Source organism: Methylobacterium trifolii (genome assembly GCF_022179685.1).
Lineage (GTDB): Bacteria > Pseudomonadota > Alphaproteobacteria > Rhizobiales > Beijerinckiaceae > Methylobacterium > Methylobacterium trifolii.
In genome coordinates, this window is the sequence record NZ_BPRB01000291.1 from 1 (window position 1) to 8957 (window position 8957).

Below are 8957 nucleotides of genomic sequence, written 5' to 3' on the forward strand. Positions count from 1 at the left end.
CAACGACGCCCCGGCGCTCGCGGCCGCGGACGTCGGCATCGCGATGGGCGGGGGCACCGACGTCGCGTTGGAGGCGGCCGATGCCGCGGTGCTGCACGGGCGCGTCGCCGACGTGGCGCGGATGATCGAGCTCTCCCGCAGGACGCTGGCCAACATCCGCGCGAACATCGCCATCGCGCTGGGGCTGAAGCTCGTGTTCCTCGCCACCACCGTCGCCGGCATCACCGGGCTGTGGCCGGCCATCCTGGCCGACACCGGTGCCACGGTGCTCGTCACGGGCAACGCGCTGCGGTTGCTTGGCATGCGGCTTCGTTAGGCATGGTCCGGTGTTTGGCCCTGCCGCTGGGAACGACGGAGAAATCCTCGCGGACAGGTCGCCGACGGCTGCCGTGTTGCGCCCCGACAGGGCATCGTCGGCGATGCGTCGCGCGAAGGCGTCGATGTCGGCCATACCGCGGCGATGCGGCCCGTTCCGGACGCTCGGGCCACCCGTGGCCCGTCCGATCTCGACGGGGCCTTCCGGCTCAGGCGAACCGGACGCGCGTCCCGGCCGGATAGGTCCCGCGCCGGCGTCCCTCCCGGCAGGCCTCCACCTGGATCGCGGCCGGGACCCGCGCCTCCATCCCCTTCAGGATCCCCTTGTAGTGGGTCTCCCGGAAAGCGGTCTCCTCGACCACGAAGCGTTCGATCTCGTCAACGTCGGCCGTCGCCCCTGAGAACCGGCGCGCGAGAATGCCTTCAAGCTGCGTGAGATCGCTGCCGTCGAACAGCACCTGCTGGCCCGGATCGGTCGCATCGGAGAAAGCCATCCCACCCCGCTGGTCGACCGACCACATGGCCTCCTTCATCTTCTTCAGGCCCTTCTGGTTCTTCGTTGCGAAGAACAGGTAGTAGTCGGTCCGCTCCCGCCCGTTGCGCATCTCGAAATGCCGGACGAAGCGGGCCCCGGCCATCGATACGAGCTGGGCGGCATAGAGGTCGCGGATGCCGGCCTTGCGCTGCGCCGGTGGCAAGGCGGTGACCTTGCGCCAGTCCGGGCAGCCGAACAGCGCGTCGAAGTTGTCCGGCTGGTCGCGGTGCGTGAGGAAGCGGTTGATCTCCTCGAACATGAAGTTGACCAGGACCTCGCCGCTGGCGCGGTTCATCAGGTCGCGCATGGCGGTCATCGGCATGCCGTTCCATCCGAACGGATCGACAAGCGCGAAGACCGGCGCGTTCCGGGGGTGGTCGCGCAGCGCCTCCGCGTAGACCTGCTCGAAGCCCTCACCGGAATGAACGCGCACGTGGAGGTTGCGCGGCTTGGCCCGGGCCGCGAACAGCGTGCCGATGCAGCCGTGCAGGCGGTCCGCACGGGCCTCGTCCTTCTCGATGAAGTGGAAGTGGCACTCGGCGCGGATCGGTGTGGCTTGGTCGAGGAACGCCTTCAGCGCGATCAGCGGGGAGCCGTCGCTGCCGTCGTCGTAGATGCCCGGGCCCGCGAAGCCGTCGATGAACACCATGCGCGGGAAGCCTCCCAGCGCCAGGATCGGGAACCAGGCCTGCAGGTAGCGCCGCAGGATCTCGTGCTTGGCCCTGGTGTGGTCCTCAAGCGCCCACGTCACCCGCTGCGGCTTCATCCATCGCCCCTACAAGGCGGCGGACACAGCCGCGCGCGCGTTCCTCGGCCAGCCGTTGTGCTCGCGCCCGTCTAGCAGCCGACCGCCCGTCTTCGGCGACCGCCCGCCCCACTGCTTGAAGAAGAACGGCACGTCGGCCCGCGCGCACTGCCGCAGCAGGTCCACGACCCACGCCTTCTCCATGGGCCTGGCGCCGGGACCGCTCTCGCCCCCGACGATGACCCAATGCAAGCCGATGAGATCTAAAGTCCCGATCGGCCCGATCAAGGGCTCCACGGACAGGAACCGCACCGCGGCATTGGTATCCCTCAGGTGCGCGACCCTGGACTTCTTGGTTCCGTCCTCGACCGACACGCCGAGCCAGATGTGGGCCGGCACGGGACGCGAGACGTAGCGGGCGTTGACGTAATCCCGCATCAGCGAGCTGCGCTTTGTCAGTATCTGGAACTCGTGCCAGTCCGCCCGCTCCATCGTGTCGAAGACGCGGTCGACGAAGGACGTCGGAACGTCCTTGTGGAACAGGTCGCTCATCGAGTTCACGAAGATCATCCGCGGGCGCCGCCATGCCAACGGCTGCTCAAGCCGCGCCGGACGCAGCGTCAGGTCGAAGCCGCTCTCGAACGGGTGGTTCGGAACGCCGCGGAAGCGCTCGGAAAACCGCGCCGCGTAACAGTTGTCGCAGCCGGAGCTGATCTTGGTGCATCCCGTCACCGGGTTCCAAGTCGCCTCCGTCCACTCTATCGCCGAGCTCTGAGCCATAGGAACAAAATTAGAACACTTCGCGGTGGGTCGCAACGGACAGCTTGGCCGAACGCGACGCGTCGCACCAGCCGGAACGAGCCGCTTTCTGCGATCGGTGCGGCTCTCGATCCGTCTCAGGCACACCGTGCGCCGGAACCGTTGCGACGGATCGAGGCTTGCCGTACCCCGACCCACCCCGCCGACGAGGTTTCCCATGACCAGCGATATCGAACGGCACCAGCAGCTGCTGAGCTCACTCAAGCAGGCCCAGGGCAAGGGCGACGGCTCCTTCGAGCAGGCCGTCACCGACGCCTTCGAGCACGTCTTCGAGCACCTGGGGCGCCTCAACGCGATCAGCGATCCGGACGCCGAGGACCGTCCCTTGAAGCCAGGGGAAACAGCGACGCTGCGGTAGGCGCATCGGGCTGTAGCCGATCTCAGACGAGCTTCTCGTCGAACCATTCGACGAGAAGCGTGATGCCGTAATCGATACCCCCCCGGCATGCTCCGGCCAACTTGACCCGCTCGGCGCCAAGTTGGGAGGACTTCATGGCCGCCATGCCGAAGTGCGGATACGAGGGTTTCGTCGGACGCTTAAGGGCTCACGAAGCGGTCTTGGTTTGCGATCGTCCCGACGGATCCGAGACGGACGACGAGGATCCCGATACCGGACCCGGGGCATGAGGCGGCGCCCCCGGGGGGAACGCCGAATTCCCGGTTCGGTCCCGGAGGGATCGCTTCCGCTTCCGATCGGGTCGATGTCCTACCCTTCGGATATCCGGGCTATGCACCGTCGGTCACCCGTACGACGCTGCGCCCGTTGCCCCGGCGCTCGACGCGGACCTGCACCGCGATGCGATCGATCATCGCCGCGACGTGGGTGATGACGCCGACCCGGCGACCCTGGCCCTGGAGGCTTTCCAGGGCGTCGATGGCGACGTCGAGGGTCTCGGCATCGAGCGACCCGAAGCCCTCGTCGATGAACAGGGTGTCGACGAAGGCCGCTCGCCCCTCCAGGCCCGAGAGCGCCAGCGCCAGGGCGAGAGCCACCAGGAAGCGCTCGCCGCCCGATAGGCTGCGCGTTCCGCGAAGCTCGTCGCCCATGTCGCGGTCGAGGACGTGCAGCGCGAGGTCCGTGCCCTGGCTGCGCACGAGGGCGTAACGCGGGCTCAGGGTGCGGAGTTGTTCGTTCGCGAGATGCGCCAGGTGCTCCAGCGTCACGCCTTGGGCGAAGCGCCGGAACCTGTCGCCGTTCGCGGAGCCGACGGCGGCGTCGACCATCTCCCACGCGTCGAGGCCCTCGCGCACGGCCTCGATCTCCCCCGAGAGGTTCGCGGCCTGGCCCAGGGCATCGTCGTCGCGGGCAAGCTCGGCGTCGAGTGCGCCCCGACGCCGTTGATGGGTCGCGATGGCCTCGGCGACCGCGGCGGCGGCGGCCTCGGTGCCCGGAACGTCGACGGGCGGGAGGCCGCGCAGCGCGTCGACGTCCGTGCGACGGGCGGCCAATCCCGCCTCGGCCGCCTCGTACGCCCGCAGCAGCCGGTCCCGCGCCTCGCGCAGGGCCGTGACGGCCTCCAGGGGCACCGCCAGGAGGGCAAGCACGGCATCGGGGCCACGGGTGCCGCACGACGCCAGGAACCGCCCCTGCGCCTCTCCCATGACGTTTCGGGCGCGTCGGCGTTGTGCATCCGCATGCTCCGCGGCGCCGTTGGCCGTCGCATGGAGCGCGGCGGCGATGCCGGCCGCCTCAAGCGCCATGCGGTGGTTCTCGCGGGCCGTGTCGCGGTCGGCCGTGACGCGATCGCGGTGGCCGTCGGTCGGTTCGCCACCGAGAAGCCCGGCACGATCCCGCCGCACGTCCACGAGCGCCGTCGCCCGGTCATCGGCGGATCGCACCGCCGTTTCGCGAAGGATTGCGGCGGTGGCCTCGGCCTCGGTCGCCACGGCCCTGCGCGGCACGAGGTCGTTCAATGCCGAGACGATGCCGTGATGGTTCTCCCGCGCCTCGCGGTAGGCGGTCCCGAGCCCGGCGATGCGACGGGCCGTGCCATCGGGGTCGCAGGCAAGCTGCGCCTCGTCGAGGCCCGCCGGGGCGAGGATCGGGCCGAGCTTGCGGACGATGGAGGCGATCCGGTCGGTCGACGCCGTGGCCTGGGTCCGGGCGCGTTCGGCGGCGAGGGCCGCGTCCTGGCGCTGGGCGGCCTCCGCCATGATCAGCCGATCCGCGGCGGCGATCACGCCGTCGGCGACCGCGATGGCCTTCTCCGCGACGCGGATCTCGCCGGACAGGGCACGTGCCCTTTCGAGCCTCGCGGCAAGCGAGGCACGCACGGCTCCGGCGGCCTCGGCGATCGATCCGAGCCGATCGACGGATCCCGGCCCCAGCGTGTGTGGTGGCTCCTGCACCCCGGCCGAAAGGCAGGCCGACGCGAGGCCGGGCAGGTGTCCGGCGTAGGCCTCGGCACAATCCGTGAGGGTCGAGCCTGCCTGCGCCCCATCCCGTGCGGCGGCGTCGAACCTTGCGGACGCGTCCGACTTCGCGGCTACGGCTTCGGCGAAGGCGGCATCGGCGCGGGCCAGTTCGGCGTCGATCTCGGATCGCCGGCCGCGCATGGTCTCGGCCAGCCGGGTCAACGCGTCGCCGCCGTGGCCATCGTCGACGGGATGGCTCGTCGAGCCGCAGACCGGGCAGGGGCGGCCGTCGACGAGGACGCTGCGCAGGGCCGCGGCCTCGGCCGATGCTCCGCGCTCGGCGAGGTCCGCCATCGCCGCGATCTCCATCCGGGCACGTGTTGCCTGGCCTCGTGCGGTTTCCGCCTCAATGCGCAGCGCCTCGGTCGCCTCGCGGAGCGCACCGGCATCGGCCTGGCCCGCGCGTGCACGGGCCAGTTCGGCCCCGGCCCGGTCATGGCGTCGCGCCAGGTCGGAGACGGCCGCCAGACGCTCCATGAGGGTTCGGAGATGGGCATGGCCCGCCTCGGCGCCCTCGACATCGAGGCCGCGATGTTCCTCCTCCCGGTTGGCCCGGTCGACGATGTGCCGGTCGCGGGCCTCGCGGGCCGAGGCCGCCTGCTCGGCTGCCGAGGCGGTCGCGGCGTCGGCCTCGCCGATCCGGGTCTCCGCGTCCGCGAGGGCCACCAGGGCGGCGTCGCGTTCGAGGGCCAGGGCCGTCCGCTTCTCGAACAGCCCGGCGATCTCCGCCGCCCCGTCGGCGAGCGGCGCCATGGCCGCGTCCGCCACGATCCGCCGGGCCGTCTCATCACGCGATGCCGACAACGCGTCGTAGGCCTTGTCGAGATCGCATCTCCGGGCCCTGGCCCCGTCGAGGTTCGCCGTCGCGTCCTTGGCCCCGGCGGTGGCCGCATCCGCCTCGCGGGCGAGTTCCACGATGCGGGCGTCCAGAACGCCGGCCGCGCCCCAGGTCGGCGTGAAACCCCGGTAATCCGCTTCGCCCGCCTCGTCGGCCGCGCGTGCCGTCGCCAATCCCGTCCGGACCTCCGCAAGGGCCGCCCCGGTGGCGTCGACGTCAGCCACGGCGGTTTCCAGGACGCCCTCTGCCGCAGCGAGTTCGGCCTCGGCCGCCGTCATGGCATCCGCCGGGCGCCTTGAGGGTTCGACGGCCTCGATCTCGGCGAGCCTCACGGCGTCGTCGCGGCCGTCCCGGACGGCGGAGGCGGCCTGCTCGACCAGTACGGCCGCCTCGGCGAACCGCGCCTCGGCCGCCGCCGACCGGCGGGCATGGTCGAGGGCGGTGAGATGGGATCCATGCTCGGTCGCGAGAGCCGGCATCGCCGCGTCGATCACGTCGCGTTCGGCCGTCCTCTCCCGTCGTTCCGCCACGTCGAGGAGACCGATGGCGTCGTGTCGCGCGACGAGGATGGCAAACGCCGCCCGACGTTCGTCGGCGCCGGCGCGGACCCGCTTCGAGATCTCCGTGTAGACCTGCGTCCCGGTGATCTTCTCCAGCAGGTCGGCGCGATCCCCCTCGCCGGCAAGGAGGAAGGCGTCGAATTCGCCCTGGGCCAGGACGACCGTGCGCCGGAACTGGTCGAAGGTCAGGTCGGTTCGGGCGACGACGGCCTCGTTGACCGCGGTCTTGCCGGTGGCGACCGCGGCGCCGTCCTCGATCCGGGACAGGATCCGGGTCTCGGCCTGAAGGCGTCCGTTGGCCCGGTTCCGGGCCCGGTAGACCGTCCACCGGGCGCGGTAGGCGACACCGTCCCGGCCGAGGAAGTCGACCTCGGCGAAGCCCTCGCCGGCACCGCGCCGGAGGATGGCGCGCGGATCGCCGGAGTTGATGGCCTGGCCACCCGGATCGGGTACGTCCTCGTTGCGTCCGGCGCTCACGCGGGGAAACCGGCCGTAGAGGGCGAGACACAGCGCGTCGAGGATGGTCGACTTGCCGGCGCCGGTCTCCCCGGTGATCGCGAAGATGCCGGTGGCGCCGAGCGGGCCGCCGTCGAGGTCGATGTCGAACGGCGCGGCGAGGCTCGCGAGGTTCGCGCCGCGGATCGCGAGGATGCGCATCGGTCAAGCCCGGGCTTGCGGACGGTTCATGCGCCTGCCCTGGCGCGATGGAACACGTCGAGGTGCGGGGCGGCCGGCTCGACCCCATGGGTCTGGAGGAAGGCCATGCGGAACAGGTCTTCCGGGTCCCGCTCGGCGAGGCGGACCATGGGACCGCCCACCGGCGCGAGGTCGGGCGACGGGGCATCGACGCTCGCGACCCGGACGTCGACGACCCTCACCGGGAACCGCTCGGCGATCCGATCGACCTCGGCCCGGTAGCCGGCCGGCAATCCGGCGCGGGCGAGCCGGATCTGGAGGAAGGGCCGGGCCTCGACCGGCAGGCCGGGATCGAGGTCGAGGGCCGCCAGCCGGTCCCCGAGTTCGCCCAACGCCATGTCGCCCGCTTCCGGCAGCCGCAGGAAGAGGACGGGCCGGTCGATGACGACGTGTTCCGTCCGTGCCGGGCCATCGCCGATGGTGACGAGGCTGACCCCGTGGCGGTAGGCCAGTTCCGTGGCTGATAGCGGGATGAGGGAGCCGGAGTAGCGTACGATGGGTCGGCCGACTTCCTGTGCGCGATGAAGGTGCCCCAGGGCGACGTAGTCGGCATCCTCCGGGAATACGTCGGGCGGGACCGCGTGCTCGCCGCCCACCAAAATCCGGCGTTCAGCTCCCTCCGATTCCAGCCCACCGGCGACGTGAAGGTGCCCGGTGACGATGTATGGCAGCCCCGCCAGTTCGGGGCGGGCCGCCTCGTGCAGCGCGGCGTAGAGGTCGCGCACCGCCCGAACGATGGGCGACCCGGCCTCGTCGCGGACGCGGCCGGCGGTGAGGCCGGGCAGGCAGGCGGCAGTGGGGTAGGAGACGCCGAGCACGTGGCCCGCCACCGCGCCGTCCTTGCGGATCGGCACGAGGTGGCGCGAGAGGTCGATGGCGCCGCCCGGCCGCCGCACGTTGCCGACGACATGGACGCCGATCGCATCGAGGAGGGCGCGCGGCGCCTCCAGCCGGCCGGCCGCGTCGTGGTTGCCGGCGGTGACCACGATCGTCATCGCGGGCCGGGCCTGATGCAGGCGCACCAGTGTCTCGTAGAACAGGCGCTGGGCCTCGCCGGACGGGTTCTGGCTGTCGAAGACGTCGCCGGCCATCACCAAGGCGTCCGGCTCCCGTTCCTCGACGAGGGCGACGAGCGCGTCGAACACCCGCGCATGTTCATGCTCGCGCAAAAAACCCCGCAGGGTCTGCCCGATGTGCCAGTCGCCGGTGTGCAGGACGCGGATCATGTCATCACTTCCGTCGATCGTTCGTCGTGCCCGCGGCCTTGGTCGTGGCTCGAAGCCGGTACACGCGAGAGGGCGTCGGCGTTCTCGGCGAGGCGCACGCGGATCTCTTCGAGGGTGACGGGGCGGTAATCGAAGCAGTCGACGCCGACGTCGGTGCTGGCGGCGGTGCCGGGCAGGCTGCCGTGGGAGTGTCCGAAAAGGTGGATGTCGCCACGGTGCATCCGCGGCCAGACCCGGTGGGCGTAGTGGCTCAGGAACAGCCCCTGGGGGGTGCCGTCGCGGTTCTGGACGACGACGCGGGCCACGTCGACGACGGGTCCGGCCCACTGCAGCCTGGCGCCGATGCGGTCGTGGTTGCCGCGAACCAGGAAGATACGACCCCTCAGCCGCGAAAGGATCGTGCGCGCGTGGGCCTCGGGGCAGCGGTAGCAGAAGTCGCCGAGGTGCCAGACCGTGTCCTCGGGGCGCACGGCGGCGTTCCACCGGGCGACGAGGGTCTCGTCGTGTTCCTCGATGGTCTCGAACGGTCGGTTCAGCGCCATCCTGGGGCTGAGGATCTGGCGATGTCCGACGTGATGGTCGGCCGTGAACAGGGTTCGGGGCGGCATTTCGAGCTCCTCGCAAGTGCGCGGAGGCTCGACGCATGGGTCGTCTGCACTCCGGAATTCAGGGGGGCGAAGGACGGCCTATGCGTTTCATGGAAAGCTCCTGTCGTGGTGAGTGCTTATTTACCGATCGCGTTCGGATCGCAAGATTGCTGTCTAGTAGGGCGTGGGCAATCGTTCGCTGGATCGGCGGTCCCGACCAC

At 70.9% G+C, this 8957-nt stretch carries 7 protein-coding genes and 1 pseudogene; 2 read left to right on the forward strand and 6 right to left on the reverse strand.

Annotated elements, in window-relative coordinates:
- A pseudogene (locus COGEMETH_RS22155) lies at nt 1-316 on the forward strand (heavy metal translocating P-type ATPase); the annotation flags it as partial.
- Nucleotides 317-524: 208 nt separating this feature from the next.
- Here COGEMETH_RS22155 and COGEMETH_RS22160 read toward each other — a convergent pair.
- Both COGEMETH_RS22160 and COGEMETH_RS22165 read right to left on the reverse strand, forming a co-directional pair.
- Nucleotides 525-1616 carry a three-Cys-motif partner protein TcmP gene (locus tag COGEMETH_RS22160; protein ID WP_147833497.1) on the reverse strand — a complete coding sequence of 364 codons (1092 nt, stop codon included), beginning with the start codon at nt 1614-1616 and terminating at the stop codon, nt 525-527.
- Nucleotides 1617-1625: 9 nt separating this feature from the next.
- Nucleotides 1626-2375 (reverse strand): DUF5131 family protein, encoded by a 750-nt coding sequence (locus COGEMETH_RS22165; RefSeq protein ID WP_147708289.1) that lies wholly within the window; start codon nt 2373-2375, stop codon nt 1626-1628.
- A gap of 196 nt (nt 2376-2571) precedes the next feature.
- Here COGEMETH_RS22165 and COGEMETH_RS22170 point away from each other — a divergent pair, with 196 nt between their 5' ends.
- On the forward strand, nt 2572-2772 hold the full coding sequence (locus COGEMETH_RS22170) for a hypothetical protein (protein WP_147708290.1): 201 nt from the start codon (nt 2572-2574) through the stop codon (nt 2770-2772).
- Nucleotides 2773-2794: 22 nt separating this feature from the next.
- On the opposite strand, the gene COGEMETH_RS25685 is transcribed toward COGEMETH_RS22170, so the two are convergent.
- The 4 genes from COGEMETH_RS25685 to COGEMETH_RS22185 form a co-directional block, all read right to left on the reverse strand.
- Nucleotides 2795-2917: a hypothetical protein gene (locus tag COGEMETH_RS25685; RefSeq protein WP_283205803.1), complete on the reverse strand. Its 123-nt coding sequence runs from the start codon at nt 2915-2917 to the stop codon at nt 2795-2797.
- Nucleotides 2918-3140: 223 nt separating this feature from the next.
- The gene (locus COGEMETH_RS22175) at nt 3141-6884 is read right to left on the reverse strand and encodes an AAA family ATPase (RefSeq protein WP_238184859.1); all 3744 of its coding nucleotides are present in this window, start codon (nt 6882-6884) and stop codon (nt 3141-3143) included.
- Between the two features lie 26 nt (nt 6885-6910).
- On the reverse strand, nt 6911-8149 hold the full coding sequence (locus COGEMETH_RS22180) for an exonuclease SbcCD subunit D (RefSeq protein ID WP_147708292.1): 1239 nt from the start codon (nt 8147-8149) through the stop codon (nt 6911-6913).
- A complete protein-coding gene (locus tag COGEMETH_RS22185) occupies nt 8146-8757 on the reverse strand; it encodes a metallophosphoesterase (protein WP_147708293.1) in 612 nt (203 codons plus the stop codon). The genes COGEMETH_RS22180 and COGEMETH_RS22185 overlap by 4 nt, the downstream gene beginning before the upstream one ends.
- Nucleotides 8758-8957 lie beyond the last annotated feature (200 nt).